Raw genomic sequence first — 23,306 nt, forward strand, 5'->3', positions numbered from 1 at the left:
ACAGCCTCGGCTCGTACACTCACCTGCGTGGATACGACCCTTCAGGACCCGTTGGTCGGTCAGGTGCTCGACGGCCGCTACCGCATCGACGCACGGATCGCGGTCGGCGGGATGGCCACGGTCTACAGGGCCGTGGACACCCGCCTGGACCGTGTGCTCGCGCTCAAGGTGATGCATCCGACACTGGCCGCGGACGCCACGTTCGTCGAGCGGTTCATCCGCGAGGCCAAGTCGGTGGCACGGCTCGCGCACCCCAATGTGGTGCAGGTTTTCGACCAGGGGACCGACGGGCCGTACGTCTATCTCGCCATGGAGTACGTCGCCGGGTGCACCCTGAGGGACGTACTGCGCGAGCGCGGGGCCCTGCAGCCGCGGGCCGCGCTCGACATCCTGGAGCCGGTGCTCGCCGCGCTCGGCGGTGCGCACCGCGCCGGGTTCGTGCACCGTGACATGAAGCCGGAGAACGTCCTGATAGGGGACGACGGACGGGTCAAGGTGGCCGATTTCGGCCTCGTACGAGCTGTTGACACGGTCACGAACACGACAGGGTCCGTGCTCGGCACCGTGTCGTATCTGGCGCCGGAGCAGATAGAACACGGCACGGCCGATCCACGGGTCGACGTGTACGCCTGCGGAATCGTCCTCTACGAGATGCTGACCGGCGACCGGCCGCACCTCGCGGACTCGCCTGCCGCGGTGCTCTACAAGCACCTCCACGAGGACGTACCGCCTCCGTCGGCGGAAGTGCCGGGCCTGGCCTACGAACTCGACGAGCTGGTCGCGTCGGCGACCGCGCGCACCGCGGATGTACGTCCGCACGACGCGGTGGCCCTGCTCGCGCAGGTCCGGGACGCGCGCAGCGGGCTGACCGCCGAGCAGCTGGACGCGGTGCCGCCGCAGGCGCTCACCGAGGGCCACGACATCGGCGCGGACCGTACGAGCGTGATCCCGCGCTCGCTGACCATGCCACGGCCGCTCCCGGTGAACGAGGACGGCGGCGATCGCGGGGTCCACCACACGAGCATCCTGGCGACCCCGCCTCTCGGTGCTCCCTCGCGGCGCCGTGCCCGCACCCCGTTCCCCCGGCGCGGCGTGCTCGCGATCGTCGCCGCCGTGCTGCTGGCCCTCGGTCTCGGCGCGGGTGTCTGGTACATCAACTCCGGCCAGTTCACCAAGGTCCCGCCGCTGCTCGCGATGACCGAGGCGGAGGCCAAGAACCGGCTCGAGAGCGCCGGGCTCGATGTGGGGCAGGTCGAGCGCGCCTACAGCGACACCGTCGAGCGCGGCACGGTCATCAGCAGCGATCCCGAGGCGGGCGCCCGGATCCGTGACAACGACCCGGTGTCGCTGACGATCTCCAGGGGCCCGGAGACCGTACGGGTGCCGGATGTGGAGGGCTACTCGCTCGACAAGGCCAGGGCGCGGCTCAAGGACCAGGGCCTGAAGGCGGGCATGATCACCCGGGCCTTCAGCGACGAGGTCCCCTTCGGCTTTGTGATCCGTACGGAGCCGGGTGCGGGCACCACGCGCCGCGCGGACTCCGCCATCGCGCTCACCGTCAGCAAGGGCAGCCCGGTGGATGTGCCGGATGTCGTGGGCGACGAGCTCTCCGCCGCGCGGCAGGAGCTTGAGGACGCGGGCCTGAAGGTCGAGATCGCTCCCCAGCAGATCAACTCCGAGTTCGACGCCGGCCAGGTCGCCCGGCAGTCGCCGTCCACCGACCGGCAGCTGGGCGAGGGTGACACCGTCACCCTGACTATCTCCAAGGGCCCGGAGCAGATCGAGGTCCCGGACGTGGTGGGCGACAACGTCGACGACGCCAAGCGGGAACTGGAGGCCGCCGGCTTCGAGGTCAAGGAGGACCGCGGCTTCCTCGGGCTCTTCGGAGACACGGTCAAGAGCCAGTCGGTGGCCGGTGGCGACACGGCGCCGAAGGGCTCGACGATCACCATCGAGATCGAGTGACGGCAGGTCGGCAGCGGCTGCGCGGCAGCCGCCGACGGGAGGCGCAGGACCTCATGACACCCTGAACGGGTGAGCACTCAGCAGTCCCGCAACCCCGTCGGCAGCCATGTTCCCGTGGCCGGCGGCCTTGCCTCCGTAGGCCTGTCGTACGCACGTGATCTGGACGCCGAGACCGTCCAGGTCTTCGTCGCCAACCCGCGCGGCTGGGCGACACCACCGGGGAATCCGCGGCAGGACGAGGAGTTCCGCACGGCCTGCGCCGCGGGGGCGATCCCCGCGTACGTCCACGCGCCCTATCTGATCAACCTCGGCTCGCACACCGAGGCGACCTTGGAGCGCTCCGTGGAGTCGCTGCGGCACTCACTGCGGCGGGGGCGCGCGATCGGGGCACGGGGAGTCGTCGTACACACCGGTTCGGCGACCGGCGGTCGGACCCGTGCGGTCGCACTGAAGCAGGTACGCGAGCATCTGCTGCCGCTGCTCGACGAGTTGACCCACGACGACGACCCGGACCTGCTGATCGAGTCGACCGCGGGCCAGGGCTCTTCCCTGTGCTCGCGGACCTGGGACTTCGGGCCGTACTTCGAGGCACTCGACGCCCACCCGAAGCTCGGCGTCTGCCTCGACACCTGCCACATCTTCGCGGCGGGCCACGACCTCACCGGCCCCACCGGAACACACCAGACTCTCGACCTCCTGGTGGACACGATCGGCGAGGGCCGCCTGAAACTGATCCACGCCAACGACTCCCAGGACATCGCAGGCGCCCACAAGGACCGCCACGCCAACATCGGCGCCGGCCACATAGGCGAGGACCCCTTCCGCGCCCTGATGACCCACCCCGCCACCGCTGACGTGCCCCTGATCATCGAGACGCCCGGCGGCAAGGAGGGCCACACGGCAGACGTGGAGCGACTGAAGAAGCTCCGGGACGGCTGAGCCTCAGAGTTCGGAGACTCGGAGATCGATGCCTCAGCTCGGAGACTCGGAGACTCAGAGCTCGGGGCCGTCCCCCGGCTCCTCCTGGTACGAGTAGCGCTGTTCGCGCCAGGGGTCGCCGATGTTGTGGTAGCCGCGTTCCTCCCAGAAGCCGCGGCGGTCGGCGGTCATGTACTCGATGCCGCGGACCCACTTGGGGCCTTTCCAGGCGTACAGATGGGGCACCACCAGGCGCAGGGGGAAGCCGTGTTCCGCTGTGAGGAGTTCGCCGTCCTTGTGGGTGGCGAAGATCGTGCGCTCGGAGGCGAAGTCGGTGAGGCGGAGATTCGAGCTGAAGCCGTACTCCGCCCAGACCATCACATGCGTGACGCTGGGGGCGGGCGGGGCGATCTCCAGGAGCGTACGAGCCGGGACGCCGCCCCATTCGGACCCGAGCATGCTGAACTTCGTCACGCAGTGCAGATCGGCCACGACCGTGGTATACGGCAGGGCCGAGAACTCCTCGTGGTTCCAGCAGTGCTTCTCGCCGTCGGCCGTGGCTCCGAAAACCCTGAACTCCCAGCGCTCGGGCCGGAATTTGGGGACGGGCCCGTAATGCGTGACCGGCCAGCCGCGCTGCAGTCGCTGCCCCGGCGGAAGCTCCGACTGTGCCGCTTCTCCAGATTCACGCTCCACCGGCTGACCCATGTCTCCATCCTGACAGACCAAAGACGGTGCAGATGACCAGGCCTGTCCCGATTCGGGCATCTACTACTAAGCCTGCACTTACTGGACGGCCTGAGATGCCGATGGAATCATGCGGCGCATCCTGCCTGTCCCCCGCGTGGAAGGAGCCTCTGCGATGCAGGGCGACCCCGAGGTCATCGAATTCCTCAACGAGCAGTTGACCGCCGAGCTGACCGCGATCAACCAGTACTTCCTGCACGCGAAGATGCAGGAGAACTTCGGCTGGACAAAGCTCGCGAAGTACACCCGGGCCGAGTCGTTCGACGAGATGAAGCACGCGGAGGTGCTCACCGACCGGATCCTCTTCCTGGAGGGCCTGCCGAACTACCAGCGGCTCTTCCACGTCCGGGTCGGGCAGACGGTCACCGAGATGTTCAAGGCGGACCGACAGGTGGAGGTCGAGGCGATCGACCGCCTCAGGCGCGGTATCGAGGTGATGCGGAACAAGGGCGACATCACGTCCGCGAACATCTTCGAGTCGATCCTCGCGGACGAGGAACACCACATCGACTACCTGGACACCCAGCTGGAACTGGTGGAGAAACTCGGCGAGGCGCTCTACATCGCCCAGCTCATCGAGCAGCCTGACAGCTGAGCAGTTTCAGACCTAAGCGGCTTCGTCCAGCTCCGACAGCCCTGCGAGCGCGGACTGCGTCTGGTCGGCCACCTCGGTACGGCACGCACCTCGGCCCAACAGTGCCCGAATCCGTCGTACGCACGAACCGCAGTCGGTGCCCGCCTTGCAGGCCGACGCGATCTGGCGTGGCGTGCACGCACCCGCTTCCGCGTGCTTCCTCACCTGCGCCTCGGTGACCCCGAAGCAGTTACAGACGTACACGCGGTTCACCACCCGACGGGACAGAAGCGGGACAGACAGGTCGCCATCCCGATTGATCGGTGAGGCAAACCTAACCTTACCCGTCCGGTGCGCGTCGTAAAAGTGTGATGGGGCGCGGATCGTATGTGATCCGCGCCCCACCGCATGTCTGTGCACCAACCGGACCGCTACTGGTCGCGGTACATCTCCGCCACCAGGAACGCCAGATCCAGGGACTGGCTACGGTTCAGGCGCGGGTCGCAGGCCGTCTCGTAACGCTGGTGCAGATCGTCGACGAAGATCTCGTCGCCGCCGCCCACGCACTCGGTGACATCGTCACCGGTGAGCTCCACGTGGATGCCGCCCGGGTGCGTGCCCAGCTCCTTGTGGACCTCGAAGAAGCCCTTGACCTCGTCCAGCACGTCGTCGAAGCGTCGGGTCTTGTGACCGGAGGCCGCCTCGTAGGTGTTGCCGTGCATCGGGTCGGTGATCCAGGCGACGGTCGCGCCGGAGGCGGTGACCTTCTCGACCAGCTCGGGCAGCTTGTCCCGGACCTTGTCGGCGCCCATGCGGACGATGAAGGTCAGCCGGCCCGGCTCACGGTCCGGGTCGAGGCGCTCGATGTACTGCAGCGCGTCCTCGGCCGTCGTCGTCGGGCCCAGCTTGATCCCGAGCGGGTTGCGGATCTTCGAGGCGAACTCGATGTGCGCGCCGTCCAGCTGACGGGTGCGCTCACCGATCCACACCATGTGCCCGGAGACGTCGTACAGATGCCCCGTACGTGAATCGACCCTGGTCAGCGCCGATTCGTAGTCGAGCAGCAGCGCCTCGTGCGAGGAGTAGAACTCAACGGTCTTGAACTCCTCCGGGTCGGTCCCGCAGGCGTGCATGAAGTTCAGTGCCTGGTCGATCTCGCGCGCCAGCTGCTCGTAGCGCTGCCCGGAGGGGGACGACTTCACGAAGTCCTGGTTCCAGGCGTGCACCTGGCGCAGGTCGGCGTAGCCACCGGTGGTGAAGGCGCGCACCAGGTTCAGTGTCGAGGCGGAGGCGTGGTACATCCGCTTCAGGCGCTCGGGGTCCGGGATGCGGGCGGCCTCGGTGAACTCGAAGCCGTTGACCGAGTCGCCGCGGTAGGTCGGCAGGGTCACGCCGTCGCGGGTCTCGGTCGGCTTGGAGCGCGGCTTGGAGTACTGGCCGGCGATGCGGCCCACCTTCACGACGGGCACAGAGGCCGCGTACGTGAGGACGGCGCCCATCTGGAGAAGCGTCTTCAGCTTGGCCCGGATGTGCTCGGCGCCAACGGCGTCGAAGCTCTCCGCGCAGTCGCCGCCCTGAAGGAGGAACGCCTCGCCCCTGGCGACGGCTCCCATCCGGGCGCGCAACTGGTCGCACTCGCCCGCGAAGACGAGGGGCGGATAGCTCGCCAGCTCGGCGATCACTTCGCGCAGGGCCTCGGCATCGGGGTAGTCGGGCTGCTGCGCCGCGGGCAGGTCTCGCCAGGTCGCCTGTGCAGCGACGGCTCGGGTATCAGCGTTCACGGTCACCTCGTAAACATTACGGGGTCGTGTCGACTGATTTTCGTCCCGCTCGACTGATGAGACGGATCAGACGGGTGGAGTACGCCCGCGACCGGCCCTCGGCATGGGATAAGGTGCCGCACATGTTCGCGCACTCGACCCAGAAGCAGAACTGGTGGTGGACCGCTTACCCGGCGGCCCACTGACTGCGCGTACGCAAGACTTCGCGAAGGCCGCCCGAGGGGCGGCCTTCAGTGTTTTCACGACCAGGGCCGTTCCTCCCGATCGCCGACGATCACGAGGAAGAGGAACCCATGCACCTGGCCCGGCTCCTGCACGACGACCGCCCGTTCGCACTGCTGCGTCGCCGTACCCCCGGACACGACCACGACACCGTAGAAGTCCTGCTCGGCCCGGTCACCACGTACGACCGGCTCGCCGACATCCCCGACGAGGGCCTGGCCCTCGTCCCCTTCCGCCAGATCCGCGAGCGCGGCTTCGACGTCCGCGACGACGGTACGCCGCTCGCGGTGCTGACCCCCGAGGAGGCGTACGAAATCCCTCTGGACCAGGCCCTGTCGCAGCTGCCCGCACACGATGTGAACGTGACGGGCGGTGGCTTCGACGTCGACGACGAGGAGTACGCGGAGATCGTCGGGCGCGTGCTGCGAGAGGAGATCGGGCAGGGCGAGGGCGCGAACTTCGTCATCCGGCGTACGTACGAGGGGGAGATCCCCGGCTTCGGCAGAGCCGACGCGCTCGCGCTGTTCCGGCGGCTGCTCGTCGGGGAGCGGGGCGCGTACTGGACCTTCGTCGTGCATACGGGAACGCGGACGCTTGTCGGGGCGAGCCCGGAGGTGCACGTCCGCATGTCCGGCGGGACCGTCGTCATGAATCCGATCAGCGGGACGTATCGCTATCCGGCCGAGGGGCCCACTCCCGAGGATCTCCTGGACTTCCTCGCCGACGGCAAGGAGATCGAGGAGCTGTCGATGGTCGTCGACGAGGAGCTCAAGATGATGTGCACGGTCGGCGACATGGGCGGGGTCGTGATCGGGCCGCGGCTGAAGGAGATGGCCCATCTCGCACACACGGAGTACGAGTTGCGGGGCCGGTCGTCGCTCGATGTGCGCGCCGTCCTGCGCGAGACCATGTTCGCGGCGACCGTCACCGGGTCGCCGGTGCAGAACGCCTGCCGCGTGATCGAGCGGCACGAGGTGGGTGGCCGTGGGTACTACGCCGGGGCGTTGGCGCTCGTCGGCCGTGATTCCGGCGGCGCCCAGACACTCGACTCCCCCATTCTGATCCGTACCGCGGACATCGACGCCCTCGGACGGCTGCGGGTGCCGGTCGGCGCCACGCTCGTACGCGGCTCCGATCCGGCGAGCGAGGTCGCCGAGACGCATGCGAAGGCGGCGGGGGTGCTGGCCGCGCTGGGAGTACGGCCCGGAAGGCGGCCCGAGGAGCGCGTACGGCCGGGACTGGCCGAGGACCCGCGGGTGCGGGCCGCGCTCGACGGGCGGCGGTCCTCGCTGGCGCCGTTCTGGCTGCGGATGCAGGAGCGTTCCGCTGACTTGGAGGGCCATGCGCTGGTCGTCGACGGGGAGGACACCTTCACGGCGATGCTCGCGCATCTGCTGCGTTCGTCCGGTCTCGAGGTGTCCGTGCGGCGGTACGACGAGCCGGGCCTGCGGGAGGCGGTTCTGGCGCACGGGGGGCCGCTGGTCCTGGGCCCCGGACCGGGCGATCCCTCGGACACCGCCGACCCCAAGATGGCGTTCCTGCGCGGGCTCACCGCAGAGGTGATCGGCGGTCACCGGCACGGTGTGCTCGGTGTCTGTCTCGGGCATGAGCTGATCGCGGCGGAGCTGGGCCTGGAGATCGTACGGAAGGAAGTCCCCTACCAAGGCGCGCAGACGGAGATCGACCTCTTCGGGCGGACGGAGACCGTCGGCTTCTACAACAGCTTCGTGGCGCACTGCGACGACGAGCGTGCGGCGGAGCTGGCGGCGCACGGCGTCGAGGTGAGCCGGAGTGACACCGGGGAGGTGCACGGGCTGCGCGCGAGAGGGTTCGCCGGGGTGCAGTTCCACCCGGAGTCGGTGCTGTCGCTCAACGGCACCGCTGTCGTACGGGAGTTGATCCGTCAGCTGCGGGGCACCGGCACGGTCTCCGAGCGGCGCCCCGCCGTTTAGGTCGCTAACGTGCGGTTACGCGGCCTCAGCCGAAGAACACGCCGACCTCCTTGTACAGCTTCGGGTCCACCGTCTTCAGCTTGGCCGTGGCCTGAGCGATCGGGACGCGAACGATGTCGGTGCCGCGCAGGGCGACCATCTTGCCGAAGTCGCCCTCGCGGACCGCGTCGATGGCGTGCAGGCCGAAGCGGGTGGCGAGCCAGCGGTCGAAGGCGCTGGGGGTGCCGCCGCGCTGGACGTGGCCGAGGACCGTCGTACGGGCCTCCTTGCCGGTGCGCCTCTCGATCTCCTTGGAGAGCCATTCGCCGACGCCGGAGAGCCGGACATGCCCGAACTCGTCCAGCGAACCGTCCTTGAGCACCATGTCGCCGTCCTTGGGCTTCGCACCCTCGGAGACGACGACGATCGGGGCGTAGGAGGCCTTGAAGCGGGAGGTGACCCAGGCGCAGACCTGGTCGACGTCGAAGGGCTGCTCGGGGATGAGGATGACGTTGGCCCCGCCGGCGAGTCCGGAGTGGATGGCGATCCAGCCCGCGTGCCGGCCCATGACCTCGACGACGAGGACGCGCATGTGCGACTCGGCGGTGGTGTGGAGGCGGTCGATGGCCTCCGTGGCGATGTTGACGGCCGTGTCGAAGCCGAAGGTGTAGTCGGTGGCCGAGAGGTCGTTGTCGATGGTCTTGGGTACGCCGACGCACGGGACGCCGTAGTCGTCGGAGAGGGTGGCGGCGACACCCAGGGTGTCCTCTCCGCCGATCGCGATCAGCGCGTCGACCTCCTCCTTTTCGAGGTTCTCCTTGATCCGGCGAATGCCGTTGTCCACCTTGAGGGGGTTGGTTCGCGAGGAGCCGAGAATGGTGCCGCCACGGGGCAGGATGCCGCGTACGGCGGGGATGTCGAGCTGGATGGTGTCGCCTTCCAGCGGACCGCGCCAGCCGTCCCGGAAACCGGTGAAGTCGTAGCCGTACTCCTGCACGCCCTTGCGGACGATGCCCCGGATGACGGCGTTGAGCCCGGGGCAGTCGCCGCCTCCGGTCAGTACTCCGACCCGCATTGGAAATGTCCCTTCGCCGCGGTTGCCTGATGAAGGTCACGCTAATAGTGATCCAGGTCACTTAGGCATGGTGCGAACGGTCAATTCCGGTGAATTGCGGGGAGCTTGATCATCGGGATTCACTCGAAGGTGTGTCGCCGACTGTTGGGTTGACTCGGTTCCGGTTGGTTGCGGGCTACTCGTCGTCGAGACCGCGCTCTATCGCGTAGCGGACGAGTTCCACGCGGTTGTGGAGCTGGAGCTTGCCCAGGGTGTTCTGGACGTGGTTCTGCACGGTGCGGTGGGAGATGACGAGGCGTTCGGCGATCTGCTTGTAGCTCAGGCCCTTGGCCACCAGGCGCAGGACCTCGGTCTCGCGGTCGGTGAGCTGCGGGGCCTTGGGTTCGTCGGCGCCCGGGGCGGGGGCGGGCTCGGAGGCGAGTCTGCGGTATTCGCCGAGGACCAGGCCCGCGAGGCCGGGTGTGAAGACGGGGTCGCCCACGGCTGTGCGGCGCACCGCGTCGATCAGCTCCTCCGTGGAGGCCGACTTCAGGAGGTAGCCGGTGGCTCCGGACTTGACCGCCTCCAGGACGTCGGCGTGTTCGCCGCTTGCGGAGAGGACCAGGACGCGCAGGGCCGGGTTGGCTCCGACCAGCTCCTTGCAGACCTGGACGCCGGGTTTGGCGGGGAGGTTCAGGTCCAGTACGAGTACGTCGGGGGCGGTGGCGTGGGCACGGCGTACCGCCTGGTCGCCGTCGCCTGCCGTGGCGATCACGTTGAAGCCGGCCTCGGTCAGGTCGCGGGCGACGGCGTCCCGCCACATGGGGTGGTCGTCGACGACCATGACCTTGATCGGGTCCTGCTGCTCACTCATCGTCGCTCCGCCTTCGCCGTGGCCCTTGTTTTTCCCCAGCCCCGCCCCTTCCCGAAACTGGGGGCGGCGCCCCCAGACCCCCACTGGGTCGCATCTCGGCTGCGGGCCGTATGTGGCTGGTCGCGCCCGCGCGGCGGAGCCGCAAATTCATACAGCCCCGCGCCCCTGAAGGGCGCCTCCGTGTGGGACTCCGTCATCTCCGACCCGCCTTCGACACCCTCAGTTCTACCTCCGTGCCCTGGCCCGCGATCGAGATCACCTCTGCCGTGCCGCCTATGTCGCGTAGGCGGCCTCGGATCGAGAGGGCCACGCCCATGCGGCCTTCGCCCTCGGCCTGGGCCAGGCGGCCCTCGGGGATGCCGGGGCCGTCGTCCCGGACGGTGACGATCACCGCGTCCGGGTCGTCCTCGACGAGGATCCAGGCTCGGGCGTTCTCGCCTGCGTGGCGGTGGACGTTGTCCAGGGCGGCGCCTACGGCCGCTGCCAGTTCCTTCGCCGCGGAGGGGGCCAGGAGGACGGGGGTGCCGGGCTCGGAGAAGGTGACCTTCGCGGTGGCGTACGGGGTGAGCAGCGCGCGGAGGTCGCGGGGGTCGTCCTCGCCGGACCCGTCGGTCTCGTCGGGTTCGTCCACCGCGCGTACCAGGGCTCCCTGCGTCGCGTCCTCCGAGACTCGGGACGCCGGCAGGCCGCCCGAGACCAGCGTGCGCAGTGCGACTTCCTGCTCGCCCGCCATACGGCCGAGTTCCGCCGCCTCGCCGCCGAGCGTGGAGCCGCGGCGTTGCACCATCGCGAGGACCTGGAGGACGCTGTCGTGGATGTCGCGGGCCAGCCGCTCACGCTCCCGCGTCGTGGCCTCGATCTCCAGGGCACGCGCGAGGGTGCGCTCGGAGGCGCGGGCGACCTCGACGACGTATCCGATGGCGATGGAGGCGACCCAGACGAGCAGCACGTTGTGGAGCGTGTCCTGGCTGAGCGTTCCGCGCTGGATGACGTTCGCGATGCCGACGAGCGTCGACGCGAAGGCCGCCCAGCGCCAGCCGCCCTTGACCGCGAACGCCAGGACGGAGCCCGCGGTCCATATCGACGGCAGCGTCGGCCCGCCGGCCACGATCCGGTCATGGGAGTTCGCGACCGGGGTGAGCAGGATGCCGGTGAGAGCGACGGCCAGGTCGGCGGCCAGGAACCGCTTGGTGCAGTTCGCCTCGCCGGCCACCTTGGGCAGCGTCACCAGCGTCCACACGAAGAGCACGGAGAGGAAGGCGATGGCCACCTCCGGCCGGGGGAACTCGTCGTACGCGGTGACGAAGAGCCCGATCGCGTAGAACATCGTCAGTACGCGGTAGGCCGAGAGCGCGCGCCACAGCGGCTGCTCGACCGACATCCTCATGACTCTCTCGCGCTTGGCCATGTCCCCCGCCCCCACCTTTGACGATCACCCCACCCCAGACGGACGCTCCTAGGGGCCGGATCGTTCCTTCCTGGCCGCCTTCTCCGCTTCGTGCTCGGCGGCTTGCCGTTCGGCCGTCTTCTCGGCTTCCCTGCGCGCCTGGTCGGCCTGCTTCTGCGCCTGTTTCTCCGCTTTGGCCGCCTCCGCGAGCTGCCGTTTGGCGGCGGTCGCGTAGATGTCGACGTACTCCTGGCCGGAGAGCTTCATGATTTCGTACATGACCTCGTCGGTCAGGGCACGCAGCACGAACCGGTCGTGTTCCATGCCCTGGTACCGGCTGAAGTCCAGCGGCTTCCCGATGCGGATCCCCGGGCGCATCAGCTTCGGGACGACCTTGCCGGGCGGCTGGATCTTCTCGGTGTCGATCATGGCGACCGGGATGACCGGCGCCCCGCTGGCGAGCGCCACGCGCGCGAGGCCGCCGGGCTTGCCCCGGTAGAGGCGGCCGTCGGGCGAGCGCGTGCCCTCGGGATAGAGGCCGAACAGCTCACCGCGCCCGAGAACGTCGAGGCCGCTCTTGATGGCCGCCTCGCCCGCGCCACGGGCTCCGGAACGGTCCACCGGAAGCTGGCCGACGCCCTTGAAGAAGGCGGCTGTCATACGGCCCTTGATGCCGGGCGTCGTGAAGTACTCGGCCTTCGCGATGAAGGTCACCTTGCGGTCGAGGACGGCGGGCAGGAAGAAGGAGTCGGAGAACGACAGGTGATTGCTCGCCAGGATCGCGGGCCCGTCGGCGGGAACGTGCTCGAGGCCTTCCACCCAGGGCCTGAAAGCGAGCTTCAGGGGCCCTCCGATGGAAAACTTCATCGCGCCGTAGATCACCCGAGTGCCTCCTGTGTCCGTGGGATCAGACCCTAACCCGGAGCACCGTCAAAGGACCCGACGGCCCTGGTCGGTGTCAGTGCCGTCGCGTACGGTGAAGTACACCTCGAAGTCCCGGGGTGATCGTCTTGTTGCCCTGTGGGATGAACGCCCCTTTTAGACGCCCTTTTGTATGTCCCTTTGTACGCCCCTTCAGACGAACAGGAGACCGAAGGTGCCGGTCCTTCCTGGAGCCGAGCCGTACCGCCACGAGGGCGGAGAGGCCGGTGTCCTCCTCTGCCATGGCTTCACGGGTTCCCCGCAGTCGCTGCGCCCCTGGGCGGAGTATCTCGCCGAGCGCGGTCTGACCGTCTCGCTGCCCCTGCTGCCCGGCCACGGCACACGGTGGGAGGACATGCAGCTCACCGGCTGGCAGGACTGGTACGCGGAGGTGGACCGTGAGCTGCGCGCCCTGCGTGAGCGCTGCTCACGGGTCTTCGTCTGCGGCCTTTCCATGGGCGGCGCGCTGGCCCTCAGGCTGGCCGCGAAACACGGGGACGCGGTGAGCGGCATCGTCGTCGTCAACCCGGCGAACAAGGTGCACGGTCTGTCCGCGTACGCCCTTCCCCTGGCCCGCCACGTCGTCCGTACGACGAAGGGAATCGCCAGCGACATCGCCAAGGAGGGCAGCGTCGAGATCGGCTACGACAAGGTCCCGCTGCACGCGGCGCATTCGCTGCGGAAATTCTTCCGGCTGGTCGACGGCGAGCTTCCGCAGGTCACGCAGCCTCTGCTGCTCCTGCACAGCGTCCAGGACCATGTGGTGCCGCCGGCCGACTCGGCGCGGGTGCTGAGCCGGGTGTCGTCCACGGACGTACAGGAGATCGTGCTGGAACAGAGCTACCACGTCGCGACGTTGGACCACGACGCGGACCGTATTTTCGAGGAGAGCTTCGCCTTCGTCGAGCGGCTGGCGCCCGAAGCCGGCAAGGAGACCGACGCGGTTCGCATGGACCAGACAGGTCAGGCAGGTCAGGTGGGTCAGCAGGAAGGGACGGCCACTGGTGGCTGAGCACGACGCGGACCGCGAGCCCGAGGAGAAGGACGCGCCGCCCGGCGAGGAACAGGGCCCGTCGTTCGACGAGGCCGCGGCCTGGGCTGCGATCGTCGCCGGATACGGCGAGGAACCGCCGGACCCGCCCGGCGCCAAGCCCTTCAAGTCGGTCGAGGACCTGGCACTCCTGGAGTCGGAGACGAACGGCGCGAACGACGCCGATTCCGAGCGGCCCGGGGACACCAAGGAGAAGCCCAGGGGCTCCGAGGGCGATACGGCGGCCGACAAGAAGGCCGACGGCAAGAAGGCCGACGACGAGAAGGCCCACGACGGGGGAGACGACAGGAAGGTGGGCGACAAGCCCGCCGCCGAGAAGCCGCTCGGCAGCTCCGTCACCTTCCCGCCCGGCGTCGGCGGCCCACGCGACTACAAGGCGCCGGAACCCTCCGAGGAGGACTTCGACGCGGACGACGAGGGCCACTTCGTACCGCCCGAGCCGCCCCCGCTGCCCGCAGCGGACACCACGGCCAAGTTCGCCTGGCTCGCCGTGCTCGGCGGCCCGCTTCTGCTGCTGCTCGCCGTTCTGCTCGGCTGGCACATGACCTGGTGGCTGGCCACGCTCGGCATCGGCGGCTTCGTGGGCGGCTTCGGCACGCTGGTGCTGCGGATGCGTCCGGACGACGAGGACGACGAAGATCCGGGGCGCGGCGCGGTGGTGTGACCCGCGGCCCCGCACTCCTAGACGGCGGGAACCCTGAGGGCGGCCAGTACGGGCAGATGGTCCGTGGCCGCCCTCAAGTCTGGTTCCGTGATGCCCGGCAGCCCCAAGGGCACGCCGCAGCCCAGGACTTGGATGCCCTCGGTGGCGAAGAGGGCGTCGATCCGCTGATGCGGCTCGACGGGCGTGGAGGTGTACTCGCCGCCCCAGGGAGCGACCGTCCAGCAGTCCTGGAGCTCGGTGGCGAGACGCTTGAACGTACGGCCGCCGGGGCGTTCGTTCAGGTCGCCGCCCGCGATCGCGTACGGCGTCCCGAGCGCGGCCAGGCGGTCGAGCAGCATGCCGCCCTGCTCGTACCGCTCGTCCTTCTGCAGCGAGAGGTGGCAGCTCAGCACGCCTAGCCGGGCACGCCCGAACCGTACGACCGCGGTGGCAAAGCCGCGTCGGTGAAGGCCGGGTGTGAGCGGCAGGAGTACGTCCTGGGCGTGCTCCACCGTTGCCCGGAGCGAGGAGAGGAGGGCGGGGCCGGAAGCGGTGGCCCCGCCGGAGAGGATCACCTGGCCCGATGCGGCGGCCAGGCGGGCCAGCTTTTTGCGCCAGCGGAAGAAGCGGGGGGCTTCTTGCACGAGTACGAGGTCGGGGGCGCAGGCGCGGATGACCCGGGCCAGCGCCTCGGTGTCGTCGCGCATGGAGCGGATGTTGTAGCTGAGGACTCGGATGACTGCCGAACCGTCCGGCTCGGTACGGGAGGTTGGGAGCGGCGTTGTCATGCGGTCAATTTACGTAGGGACCGCGGGTCGGGGCGCCTAATAGCTCGGGGCGCGAGGGTTGTGGGCGACCAACGGTTGTTCGTGGCTGGTCGCGCAGTTCCCCGCGCCCCTTGCGGGGCTGGGCGCGAATTTTGCGTGCAAGGTGTGCGTGGCTTGTCGCGGCCCACACGGCGGAGCCGCATATCGACACAGACCTCGCGCCCCTTACGGGGCAGGCCCCCGGACGCTACATGATCGGGTCCGGCTCCCTCGCCAGGTCCGCCGCGCCCACCAGACCCGCCTCGTTGCCGAGCTGTGCGGCGATTACGTCGGCCACGGGGCGCCAGTTGCCGCCCACGAGCCAGCGCTTGTACGACTTGCGGATGGGGTCGAGGACCAGCTCACCCTCGTCCGAGAGGCCGCCGCCCACGATGAAGGCCGAGGGGTCGAAGAGTGAGGCCAGGTCCGCCAGGCCTGCGCCTGCCCAGCGGGCCAGTTCGCGGTAGGAGTCCACGGCTACCAGGTCGCCTTGTCTTGCCGCCATCGAGATGTGCTTGCCCTCGATTCCCTCGGGGGTTCCGTCGCCCAGCGAGAGGAGGATCTCCGCGTTCTCGGGGGTGGCGTTGGCCCGCTGCTTCGCGTACCGGACCAGGGCGCGGCCGGAGGCGTACTGCTCCCAGCAGCCCTGGCTGCCGCAGCCGCAGAGGATGCCGTCGGGGACCATCCGGATGTGGCCGAACTCGGCGGCGACGCCGAAGTGGCCGCGGCGGAGCTTGTTGCCGATGATGATGCCGCCGCCCAGGCCGGTGCCGAGCGTGATGCAGATGACGTTGCGATGGCCCTTGCCCGCGCCGAACTTGTACTCGCCCCAGGCCGCCGCGTTCGCGTCGTTCTCCACGACGACCGGCAGCTTGACGCGTGCCTCGACCTTCTCCTTCAGCGGCTCCTGGCGCCAGTCGATGTTCGGCGCGAAATAGACCGTGGAACGCTGCCGGTTGACGTACCCTGCGGCGCCGATGCCCACGCCGACGATCTCGTGTCCGGCACGGGCGCCCTCGACGGCGGAGGCGATGGCGTCCACGATGGCCTCGGGCGTGCCCGGAGTCGGCACCTTGTGGGTCGAGAGGATGTTGCCTTCCTCGTCGACCACGCCGGCCGCGATCTTCGTGCCGCCGATGTCGACGCCGATGGTGAGTCCCATGAATCCCTCAGTTTCGGTCGAGCCCCGCTACGGCCAACCGTACCCGAGGCCCTGCCGTCGGCTTCCCGTCGTCCGCCCGGAGGGCGGGCCCGGCGAGGCCTGGTGCGTGCAGCTGCAAGGCGGAGGAGGGAGTCGACGCGGAGCGTCGGCGAGTGACGACAACGCCGCAGATGTGCGTGCCAGGCCTCGCCGGGCAGGCGGGAAGCCGACGGCAGGGCCTCAGGGGCCTTCAGTCCAGGTCGATGTGTTCCCCGGGACCGGAGTCCTCGTCGGGCCGGTTCGGGGGCCGGTCCTGGGTCCAGCGGCGCTCCTGCGACTCGACGGCGGAGCGGTACGCGGCGAGCAGCTCGTTGCCGGCCGCGGCCAGGTGGTCGAAGAAGTCGGGGTTGCGCTCGATCACCGGCTCGACGGCGGCCTTGGCCTGCTGCACGACCTGGTTCACCATCTGCTGGGCGGCACCGCCGGCCACGGCACCGAGCAGCGGCGACTGCAGTCCGGACAGCCGGTCGGTGACAGTGTCGAAGAACTTGCGCAGCTCCTCGCCGGCCGAGCCCGGAGGCGGACCGTACTGGGCACGACGGCGGGCCTTCTCCGCGGCCAGGTCCTCCGCGCACGCCGTCGCCCAGGCGTCGGCGTCGGTCGCTCGCACCTCGTTGCCGTGCGCCTTTTCGAGCGCGTCCTCCGCGGACTCGGACGTGGGGCGCTCATCGCTCATGGCGGACTCCAAGCATTGGCTCTGTGTCTCTCGACGTTACCCGAACGCGGATGTGCCGTTCACCGTCTCCGGCGCCACAGAATCCCGGGGACGGGCAAGTACTCGGCCAACTCGGCCAACGTACCGGGGTCACCGTCAGGTTCCCCGCGGCCACAGCTCCGGGTCCGGTGCGAAACGGATGCGCAGCTCGCCGTCGCGCAGGGCGGCGCCGTGCACGGTGCAGCGGCGGAGGGCCGACGGGAGCGGGACGATGCGGTGGAACGGGCCGACTGTGACGACGAGTTCGTCGCCGCGCCGAATGAGCTCGAGGTCGTCCCGTACCGCACCGGGCAGCGGGATGTGCCAGACGATCACGCCGTCTGCGGAGAGGCGGTCGGTCATCGTCCACTCGACCGGGCGCGGGGCCTGGCCCGCGCCGGGCACGGTCAGCGCCGTGAGGTCGTCGGTGCCGCGCGGATCGCGGCCGAGGTGCGGCACTTCACACACCTCGTACGTGCCCCGCCACTCGTCCAACGCCTTGCGCTGCTGGGCTCCGAGGGCCGCCAGCCAGGTGTCGGGGGACGCGTCGGGCAGGACGCGGTTCGCGATCAGGGCGTCGGGGCGCAGTCCGCGCAGGGCGAGGCCGGTGGTGGCGTTGCGTACGGCGTCGGTGCCGGCCGGGCCGGGCTCGGCGACCAGGCGTACGGTCGTCGCCCGGTCCGCCAACACCGCCTCCACGGCGGCGAGTTCGATGTCCCAGCGGGCGGCCGTGTCGTACAGCCGGTCCGTGGGCATCGGGACGCCGGCGAGACGGCCGAGTACGGGGCGCAGGGCGCGCGCCGCCTGACGCTCCGCGGGGAGCAGGCGGCTGAGGTAGCGGCGCAGTTGCTCCGGGAGCGCGAGGAGGGCGAGTGCGTGCGGGGTGGGCGGCAGGTCGACGATCAGCAGGTCGTACGTGTCTGCCGTCGCCGCGTCGCGCAGGGCACGCAGGAGGGCGAGTTCCTCGGCGCCGGGGAGCGGGGTGAGTTCCTCCGCTTCCAAGCGGGTGGCGCCCAGCAGGTCCAGGGCGGAGGCGGCCCTCTCCTGGAAGGCGAGGAGGTCTTCGCGGAAGTCCTCCCCGGCGTCGGGACGCCAGGCCGTCAGGTGCGGGTCCGCATCCGCGGGGGCTGGGCCGGTGGGTTTGCCCAGGGCGGCGCCGGGGGTGTCTGTGCGGTCTGCGCTCAGGAGCAGGGTTCTCGTGCCCTGGTGGGCGGCTTGCAGTGCCGTGGCTGCGGCGACCGTTGTGCGGCCGGAGCCGCCGGGGCCGGTGATCAGGACTGTGCGCATGCGCTCCGCTCGGGGGTGCTTGGTGTGCGGCCTTGCTTATGGCGGCACCCGGTACTTGTGGGCTGTGCCCACCCTCCCCCACTCTGGGCCTCGCTCGAGCGGGGGGACCCCCATCGCCCTGCGGAACGATTGCCCACAGCCGGGCTACTCACCCGTCTCCACCCTCTTCTTCAGGCCCGCCAGTGCCCTGTCGATGATGACCTTTTCTGCCTTGCGCTTGATCATGCCGAGCATGGGGATCTTGACGTCTACCGTCAGTTTGTACGTGACCTCGGTGGCTCCCGAGCCGGCCGGCTTCAGGATGTACGAGCCGTCGAGGGACCTCAGCATCTGGGACTTGACGAGGGTCCAGGAGACCTCGTGGGGGCCGGTCCAGGTGTAGGCCAGTACCTGGTCGTCCTTGATGGCGCCGGCGTCCATGACGAGGCGTACCTGCTCGGCGCGGCCCTGCTCGTCGCTGGCGAGCACCTCCGCCTCCTTCACCTCGCCGGTCCAGTCCGGGTAGCGCGCGAAGTCGGCGATCACTCCCATGACGTCGGCCGGTGCCGCCTCGATCGTGATACTCGAGCTGGTGTGTTCCGCCATCGCCGTGGCTCCTCCAGTTGCGGTCCGGACAAGAGGGGTGTTTCTCGGTGCTCAAGGTGCTTACCTGCGTATGCAGCGTGAAGGCTACCGCGTGCCGGCAGGCCACCCGTCGCCGGGAGCCCTCACCACTCCAGAACCCACGGCTTCCCCGATCCCGCGAAGTGCCCGACGTTGACGCACTCGGTCGTCCCGAGCCGCATCCGCCGCACCAGCGGCTGGTGGACGTGCCCGAAGAGGGAGTACCGCGGCCGGGTCCGCCGGATGGCGTCCAGCAGTGCCCGGCTGCCCCGTTCGAAGCGCCGCGCCACCGTGTCGTAGACGAGCTCGGGGACCTCCGGCGGGATGTGTGTGCACAGGACGTCGACCTCGCCGAGGGCCTCGATCTTGGCAGCGTACTCCTCGTCGCTGATCTCGTACGGCGTCCGCATCGGCGAGCGAAGGCCGCCGCCGACGAAGCCGAAGGTCCAGCCGCCGATCTCGACACGCTGGCCGTCGAGCACGGTGGTTCCGTGTCCGGCGTACTCGGGCCACAGGGCCGGCATATCGACGTTGCCGTACGTGGCGTACGTCGGCGTGGGGAACGCGGCGAACAACTCGGCGTACTGCTTGCGTACGGCCTTCTCGATGGCCGAGCCGCGGTCGACGCCCGCCCAGAGCCGGCTGCCGAACTCCCGCGCCTCCTCGTAGCGGCGGGCGGTGCGCAACTCGACGATGCGGTCCGCGTTCTCGGTGCCGAACAGGTCGGGGAAGATGCCGCGCGAGTGGTCGGCGTAGTCGAGGAAGAGGACGAGGTCGCCGAGGCAGATCAGGGCGTCGGCGCCGGTGCCGGCTCTTGCCAGGTCACGGGCGTTTCCATGGATGTCGCTGACGACGTGGATCCGCGTCCTGGGGGTGCCGCCTTGTGTGCCTGCCATGGCGATCAAGGGTAAGCGTGTGAAGCAAACGTGTGTAGACGTGGTCGGACCTGCGGTGACTTCGTGGGCCGGCGCAGACTGGACTACGCTCGTCGGAGAACGTCCGAACGCGTGACACCGTTGTGACGCAGGGAACATCTCCCCGGACCCCCCTGTCGTAGAGGTGGTACTGGCGGGTAACGTCCGGGCAGTCCAGTGTGCTCAGGGTTTCAACAACTGATTCCCCGAGTACCCGCCCGAGCCTTGGACCGCTCCGTCGCAACACACGAGGTCGTGGCGTCGGCGCCCTATGAGGAGCAGCAGTCTTGCGCGAGTTCAGCCTTCCGGCTTTGTACGAGGTCCCTGCGGACGGCAATCTGACCGACATCGTCCGCAGAAACGCCGCGCAGCATCCGGATGTCGCGGTCATCGCCCGCAAGGTGGGCGGCAGTTGGACGGATGTCACAGCGACCGTGTTCCTCGCCGAGGTGCAGGCCGCCGCCAAAGGCCTGATCGCGTCGGGGGTGCAGCCCGGCGACCGGGTCGGCCTGATGTCCCGTACGCGCTACGAGTGGACGCTGCTGGACTTCGCGATCTGGAGCGCGGGCGCGGTCACCGTGCCGGTGTACGAGACGAGTTCGCCGGAACAGGTGCAGTGGATCCTCGGTGACTCCGGCGCTACCGCCTGCATCGTGGAGCTGGACTCCCACGCCGCGTCCGTCGAGTCGGTGCGCGACCGGCTGCCCGAGCTGAAACACGTCTGGCAGATCGAGGCGGGCGGCATCGAGGAGTTGGGCCGCGCGGGCAAGGCCGTCGCCGACGAGACGGTCGAGGAGCGCAGTTCGCGGGCCAAGGCTGACGACCCTGCGACGATTGTCTACACCTCCGGAACCACCGGCCGCCCCAAGGGCTGCGTGCTCACCCACCGCAGCTTCTTCGCCGAGTGCGGCAACATCGTGGAGCGGCTGCGGCCCCTGTTCCGTACGGGCGAGTGCTCGGTCCTCCTCTTCCTGCCGCTCGCCCATGTCTTCGGGCGGCTCGTGCAAGTCGCGCCGATGATGGCGCCGATCAAGCTGGGCACCGTCCCGGACATCAAGAACCTCACCGACGAACTGGCCTCGTTCCGGCCGACGTTGATCCTCGGTGTGCCGCGGGTCTTCGAGAAGGTCTACAACTCGGCGCGGGCCAAGGCGCAGGCGGACGGCAAGGGCAAGATCTTCGACAAGGCGGCGGACACGGCGATCGCGTACAGCAAGGCCCTGGACACCCCGTCGGGCCCGTCGCTCGGTCTGAAGATCAAGCACAAAACGTTCGACAAACTCGTCTACAGCAAGCTGCGCGCGGTACTCGGCGGCAAGGGCGAATACGCGATCTCCGGCGGCGCCCCGCTGGGCGAACGGCTCGGACACTTCTTCCGCGGCATCGGCTTCACGGTCCTGGAGGGCTACGGACTGACCGAGTCCTGCGCGGCCACGGCCTTCAACCCCTGGGACCGGCAGAAGATCGGTACGGTCGGTCAGCCGCTGCCCGGCTCCGTGATCCGCATCGCGGACGACGGTGAGGTGCTGCTGCACGGCGAGCACCTGTTCAAGGAGTACTGGAACAACGAGGGCGCGACCGAGGAGGCACTGGCCGACGGCTGGTTCCACACCGGGGACATCGGCACGCTCGACGAGGACGGGTACCTGAGGATCACCGGCCGCAAGAAGGAGATCATCGTCACCGCGGGCGGCAAGAACGTCGCTCCGGCCGTGATCGAGGACCGTATCCGCGCGCATGCGCTGGTCGCGGAATGCATGGTGGTGGGCGACGGGCGGCCGTTCGTGGGCGCGCTGATCACCCTGGACGATGAGTTCCTGGGCCGCTGGGCCGACGAGCACGGCAAGCCGGCGGGTTCCACCGCGGCGTCACTGCACGAGGACGCGGACCTGCTGGCCACGATCCAGTCGGCGGTCGACGACGGCAACGCCGCGGTGTCGAAGGCGGAATCGGTGCGGAAGTTCCGCATTCTGTCCTCCCAGTTCACGGAGGAGTCGGGCCACCTGACGCCGTCCCTGAAGCTCAAGCGGAACGTGGTGGCGAAGGACTACGCGGACGAGATCGAGGCGCTCTACCAGAAGTAGCCAACCCCGGTCGTACGACGGCTCATGGCGCGGTGTCCTCGGCGAGGACCCGCGCCATGGTCCGTTCGGCGAGCGCGGTGATCGTCACGAACGGGTTCACTCCGATCGACCCGGGCACGAGCGAGCCGTCGGTGACGTACAGCTTCGAGTACCCCTTCACCCGGCCGTAGTTGTCGGTCGCCCTGCCCAGCACGCAGCCGCCGAGCGGGTGGTACGTGAAGTCGTCGGCGAAGACCTTGCTGGACGAGCCGAACAGGTCGTACCGGTAGATCGTCGAGTTCGCGGAGTTGATCCGGTCGAACAGCTTCTTGGCCATGGAGACGGAGACCGCGCTCTGGGCGGCCGTCCAGCCGAGCCTCACCCCGCCGGTGCCGCTGTCGTACGAGAACGACGCCCGCTGCGGGTTCTTGGTGATCGCCAGATAGAGGCTGACCCAGTGCTCGAGGCCCGTGGGCAGCGGGGCTATCTCGGCGAAGACGGGGTTGGCGGTGTTGGCCCAGTCGTCGATGCCCATGACGGGCATGGTGGACTGGTTGGCCCCGACGGTGTCCCACAGATGGTTGGCCCGCCCGAGCATCACGTTCCCGTTGGTCCCCCAGCCGCTGCCGACGCTCGCGTCCAGGACGGGAAGCGTCCCTGTCTCCCGCGCGCGGACGAGGAGTTCGGTGGTGCCGAGGCTGCCGCCGCCGAGGAAGAGGTACGTGCAGCCGTACTGCTTGGTCTCGACGACCGTGCCGGTGGCGTCGATGCGGTCGGCGGTCAGGACGTACGTGCCGTCGCTCGCCCGGCTGATGGCCCTCACCTTCTCCATGGTGTGGATGGTGACGTTCCCGGTGCCGAGCGCCGATGCCAGATACGTCTTGTCCAGGCTGCGCTTGCCGTGGTTGTTGCCGTAGATCACCTCCTGGGCGAGCGCCGACTTCGTCGCCGTACCGGCCGCCTCGCGCTGCATGTGGCCGAAGTCGTAGACGCTCGGCACGAAGGTGGTCCGCAGGCCGGTGTTCTGAGCGTGCTTACGGGACACACGCGTGAACTGGTACCACTCCGTCGACTCGAACCAGGCGGGGTCGACGGAGTTGACGCCGAGCACGGACCGGGCGCGCGGGAAGTACGTGCCGTACATCTCGTTCACGTCCACGGTGGGGAACTGCTCGGCGAAGTACGACTGGCGCGGGGTGACCGCCATGCCGCCGTTGACGAGCGAACCGCCCCCGACGCCCCGGCCGACGAACACGGACATGTTGGCGAAGCGCACGCGGTCCAGGACCCCGGGGTACCGGCTGATGTCCCTGTTGACGACGTCCAGCCACAGGAAGGTGGCGAGCGGCGCCTCGGTGCGCGTGCGGAACCACATGGACCGCTGGTCGGGGGCGGCCGTGGAGCAGAAGACCTTGCCGTCGGAGCCCGGCGTGTTCCACAGCCGGCCCATCTCGAGGACGATCGTGCGGATGCCTGCCTGACCGAGGCGGAGGGCGGCGACAGCACCGCCGTAGCCCGAGCCGATCACGATGGCGGGAGCGTGGTCGACGGCGGCCGGTTCGGCGGCCGAGGCCGACTGCAGACCAATGCGGGTGAGACCGGAGGCGGCGGCGGTCTGGAGAGCCACCATCCCCAGGACCTGACGTCTTGTCAGCTGATGCTGCATCAGT

The 23,306-nt window shown here is 69.3% G+C and carries 22 protein-coding genes; 8 read left to right on the plus strand and 14 right to left on the minus strand.

All coding sequences use genetic code 11. The features are described from left to right. The first annotated feature begins 27 nt into the window (after positions 1-27). Both pknB and ABD357_RS22335 read left to right on the plus strand, forming a co-directional pair. The gene (gene pknB, locus ABD357_RS22330) at positions 28-1,965 is read left to right on the plus strand and encodes a Stk1 family PASTA domain-containing Ser/Thr kinase (RefSeq protein ID WP_344392340.1); all 1,938 of its coding nucleotides are present in this window, start codon (positions 28-30) and stop codon (positions 1,963-1,965) included. Between the two features lie 69 nt (positions 1,966-2,034). Next, positions 2,035-2,904: a deoxyribonuclease IV gene (locus tag ABD357_RS22335; protein WP_344392342.1), complete on the plus strand. Its 870-nt coding sequence runs from the start codon at positions 2,035-2,037 to the stop codon at positions 2,902-2,904. Between the two features lie 54 nt (positions 2,905-2,958). Here the strand turns inward: ABD357_RS22335 and ABD357_RS22340 are convergent, their stop codons facing one another. After that, positions 2,959-3,591, minus strand: coding sequence for a sulfite oxidase-like oxidoreductase (locus tag ABD357_RS22340; RefSeq protein ID WP_344392344.1), 633 nt, complete (start codon positions 3,589-3,591; stop codon positions 2,959-2,961). A gap of 154 nt (positions 3,592-3,745) precedes the next feature. Here ABD357_RS22340 and bfr point away from each other — a divergent pair, with 154 nt between their 5' ends. Beyond that, a complete protein-coding gene (bfr, locus tag ABD357_RS22345; protein ID WP_033327421.1) occupies positions 3,746-4,225 on the plus strand; it encodes a bacterioferritin in 480 nt (159 codons plus the stop codon). Positions 4,226-4,237: 12 nt separating this feature from the next. Here the strand turns inward: bfr and ABD357_RS22350 are convergent, their stop codons facing one another. Both ABD357_RS22350 and ABD357_RS22355 read right to left on the minus strand, forming a co-directional pair. Further along, the gene (locus tag ABD357_RS22350) at positions 4,238-4,477 is read right to left on the minus strand and encodes a (2Fe-2S)-binding protein (protein WP_344392346.1); all 240 of its coding nucleotides are present in this window, start codon (positions 4,475-4,477) and stop codon (positions 4,238-4,240) included. A 158-nt stretch (positions 4,478-4,635) separates the two neighbouring features. Next, on the minus strand, positions 4,636-5,991 hold the full coding sequence (locus tag ABD357_RS22355) for a class II 3-deoxy-7-phosphoheptulonate synthase (RefSeq protein WP_344392347.1): 1,356 nt from the start codon (positions 5,989-5,991) through the stop codon (positions 4,636-4,638). 50 nt (positions 5,992-6,041) lie between these two features. Here ABD357_RS22355 and ABD357_RS22360 point away from each other — a divergent pair, with 50 nt between their 5' ends. Together ABD357_RS22360 and ABD357_RS22365 are read left to right on the plus strand one after the other, a co-directional pair. Further along, positions 6,042-6,170, plus strand: coding sequence for a trp operon leader peptide (locus ABD357_RS22360; RefSeq protein ID WP_344392349.1), 129 nt, complete (start codon positions 6,042-6,044; stop codon positions 6,168-6,170). Between the two features lie 108 nt (positions 6,171-6,278). After that, positions 6,279-8,159 carry an anthranilate synthase family protein gene (locus ABD357_RS22365; protein ID WP_344392438.1) on the plus strand — a complete coding sequence of 627 codons (1,881 nt, stop codon included), beginning with the start codon at positions 6,279-6,281 and terminating at the stop codon, positions 8,157-8,159. 25 nt (positions 8,160-8,184) lie between these two features. Here ABD357_RS22365 and ABD357_RS22370 read toward each other — a convergent pair whose 3' ends face one another. The 4 genes from ABD357_RS22370 to ABD357_RS22385 all read right to left on the minus strand — a co-directional run bounded on the left by ABD357_RS22370 (position 8,185) and on the right by ABD357_RS22385 (position 12,320). Continuing rightward, positions 8,185-9,213 carry a 6-phosphofructokinase gene (locus tag ABD357_RS22370; RefSeq protein ID WP_344392351.1) on the minus strand — a complete coding sequence of 343 codons (1,029 nt, stop codon included), beginning with the start codon at positions 9,211-9,213 and terminating at the stop codon, positions 8,185-8,187. Positions 9,214-9,388: 175 nt separating this feature from the next. Beyond that, complete coding sequence (locus ABD357_RS22375; RefSeq protein WP_344392352.1) at positions 9,389-10,066, minus strand: response regulator; 678 nt, start codon at positions 10,064-10,066, stop codon at positions 9,389-9,391. Positions 10,067-10,259: 193 nt separating this feature from the next. Next, complete coding sequence (macS, locus tag ABD357_RS22380) at positions 10,260-11,474, minus strand: MacS family sensor histidine kinase (RefSeq protein ID WP_344392353.1); 1,215 nt, start codon at positions 11,472-11,474, stop codon at positions 10,260-10,262. A 48-nt stretch (positions 11,475-11,522) separates the two neighbouring features. Beyond that, entirely contained in the window at positions 11,523-12,320 is a 798-nt protein-coding gene (locus ABD357_RS22385; protein ID WP_344392355.1) for a lysophospholipid acyltransferase family protein, read from the minus strand. A 229-nt stretch (positions 12,321-12,549) separates the two neighbouring features. Here ABD357_RS22385 and ABD357_RS22390 point away from each other — a divergent pair, with 229 nt between their 5' ends. Continuing rightward, positions 12,550-13,386 carry an alpha/beta hydrolase gene (locus tag ABD357_RS22390; RefSeq protein WP_344392357.1) on the plus strand — a complete coding sequence of 279 codons (837 nt, stop codon included), beginning with the start codon at positions 12,550-12,552 and terminating at the stop codon, positions 13,384-13,386. Further along, positions 13,379-14,089 carry a hypothetical protein gene (locus tag ABD357_RS22395; protein WP_344392359.1) on the plus strand — a complete coding sequence of 237 codons (711 nt, stop codon included), beginning with the start codon at positions 13,379-13,381 and terminating at the stop codon, positions 14,087-14,089. Before ABD357_RS22390 ends, ABD357_RS22395 begins: the two co-directional genes overlap by 8 nt. A 17-nt stretch (positions 14,090-14,106) precedes the next feature. Here ABD357_RS22395 and ABD357_RS22400 read toward each other — a convergent pair whose 3' ends face one another. From ABD357_RS22400 to ABD357_RS22425, 6 genes are all read right to left on the minus strand, one after another. Beyond that, the gene (locus ABD357_RS22400) at positions 14,107-14,856 is read right to left on the minus strand and encodes an endonuclease/exonuclease/phosphatase family protein (protein WP_344392361.1); all 750 of its coding nucleotides are present in this window, start codon (positions 14,854-14,856) and stop codon (positions 14,107-14,109) included. A 226-nt stretch (positions 14,857-15,082) separates the two neighbouring features. After that, the gene (locus ABD357_RS22405; RefSeq protein WP_344392363.1) at positions 15,083-16,036 is read right to left on the minus strand and encodes an ROK family glucokinase; all 954 of its coding nucleotides are present in this window, start codon (positions 16,034-16,036) and stop codon (positions 15,083-15,085) included. A gap of 229 nt (positions 16,037-16,265) precedes the next feature. Next, positions 16,266-16,751, minus strand: coding sequence for a DUF5304 domain-containing protein (locus tag ABD357_RS22410; protein ID WP_344392365.1), 486 nt, complete (start codon positions 16,749-16,751; stop codon positions 16,266-16,268). 135 nt (positions 16,752-16,886) lie between these two features. Further along, positions 16,887-18,056 carry an ArsA family ATPase gene (locus ABD357_RS22415; RefSeq protein ID WP_344392367.1) on the minus strand — a complete coding sequence of 390 codons (1,170 nt, stop codon included), beginning with the start codon at positions 18,054-18,056 and terminating at the stop codon, positions 16,887-16,889. Positions 18,057-18,200: 144 nt separating this feature from the next. Then, positions 18,201-18,641 (minus strand): SRPBCC family protein, encoded by a 441-nt coding sequence (locus ABD357_RS22420; RefSeq protein ID WP_344392368.1) that lies wholly within the window; start codon positions 18,639-18,641, stop codon positions 18,201-18,203. 122 nt (positions 18,642-18,763) lie between these two features. After that, positions 18,764-19,555, minus strand: a complete 792-nt coding sequence (locus tag ABD357_RS22425; protein WP_344392371.1) for a metallophosphoesterase family protein — start codon at positions 19,553-19,555, stop codon at positions 18,764-18,766. A gap of 305 nt (positions 19,556-19,860) precedes the next feature. Here ABD357_RS22425 and ABD357_RS22430 point away from each other — a divergent pair, with 305 nt between their 5' ends. Then, a complete protein-coding gene (locus tag ABD357_RS22430; protein WP_344392372.1) occupies positions 19,861-21,657 on the plus strand; it encodes an AMP-dependent synthetase/ligase in 1,797 nt (598 codons plus the stop codon). A gap of 22 nt (positions 21,658-21,679) precedes the next feature. On the opposite strand, the gene ABD357_RS22435 is transcribed toward ABD357_RS22430, so the two are convergent. After that, positions 21,680-23,302 (minus strand): GMC oxidoreductase, encoded by a 1,623-nt coding sequence (locus ABD357_RS22435; RefSeq protein WP_486389226.1) that lies wholly within the window; start codon positions 23,300-23,302, stop codon positions 21,680-21,682. Positions 23,303-23,306: the final 4 nt, after the last annotated feature.

The sequence above is a fragment of the Streptomyces vastus genome, assembly GCF_039532825.1.
In the GTDB taxonomy this organism is placed as follows: domain Bacteria; phylum Actinomycetota; class Actinomycetes; order Streptomycetales; family Streptomycetaceae; genus Streptomyces; species Streptomyces vastus.

Coding starts and splice junctions, on each gene's coding strand:
- ABD357_RS22340 (WP_344392344.1), bottom strand. CDS start 3,591: ATGGGTCAGCCGGTGGAGCGTGAATCTGGAGAAGCGGCACAGTCGGAG.
- bfr (WP_033327421.1), top strand. CDS start 3,746: ATGCAGGGCGACCCCGAGGTCATCGAATTCCTCAACGAGCAGTTGACC.
- ABD357_RS22360 (WP_344392349.1), top strand. CDS start 6,042: ATGAGACGGATCAGACGGGTGGAGTACGCCCGCGACCGGCCCTCGGCA.
- ABD357_RS22365 (WP_344392438.1), top strand. CDS start 6,279: ATGCACCTGGCCCGGCTCCTGCACGACGACCGCCCGTTCGCACTGCTG.
- ABD357_RS22370 (WP_344392351.1), bottom strand. CDS start 9,213: ATGCGGGTCGGAGTACTGACCGGAGGCGGCGACTGCCCCGGGCTCAAC.
- ABD357_RS22375 (WP_344392352.1), bottom strand. CDS start 10,066: ATGAGTGAGCAGCAGGACCCGATCAAGGTCATGGTCGTCGACGACCAC.
- macS (WP_344392353.1), bottom strand. CDS start 11,474: ATGGCCAAGCGCGAGAGAGTCATGAGGATGTCGGTCGAGCAGCCGCTG.
- ABD357_RS22385 (WP_344392355.1), bottom strand. CDS start 12,320: ATGAAGTTTTCCATCGGAGGGCCCCTGAAGCTCGCTTTCAGGCCCTGG.
- ABD357_RS22400 (WP_344392361.1), bottom strand. CDS start 14,856: ATGACAACGCCGCTCCCAACCTCCCGTACCGAGCCGGACGGTTCGGCA.
- ABD357_RS22405 (WP_344392363.1), bottom strand. CDS start 16,036: ATGGGACTCACCATCGGCGTCGACATCGGCGGCACGAAGATCGCGGCC.
- ABD357_RS22410 (WP_344392365.1), bottom strand. CDS start 16,751: ATGAGCGATGAGCGCCCCACGTCCGAGTCCGCGGAGGACGCGCTCGAA.
- ABD357_RS22415 (WP_344392367.1), bottom strand. CDS start 18,056: ATGCGCACAGTCCTGATCACCGGCCCCGGCGGCTCCGGCCGCACAACG.
- ABD357_RS22420 (WP_344392368.1), bottom strand. CDS start 18,641: ATGGCGGAACACACCAGCTCGAGTATCACGATCGAGGCGGCACCGGCC.
- ABD357_RS22425 (WP_344392371.1), bottom strand. CDS start 19,555: ATGGCAGGCACACAAGGCGGCACCCCCAGGACGCGGATCCACGTCGTC.
- ABD357_RS22435 (WP_486389226.1), bottom strand. CDS start 23,302: ATGCAGCATCAGCTGACAAGACGTCAGGTCCTGGGGATGGTGGCTCTC.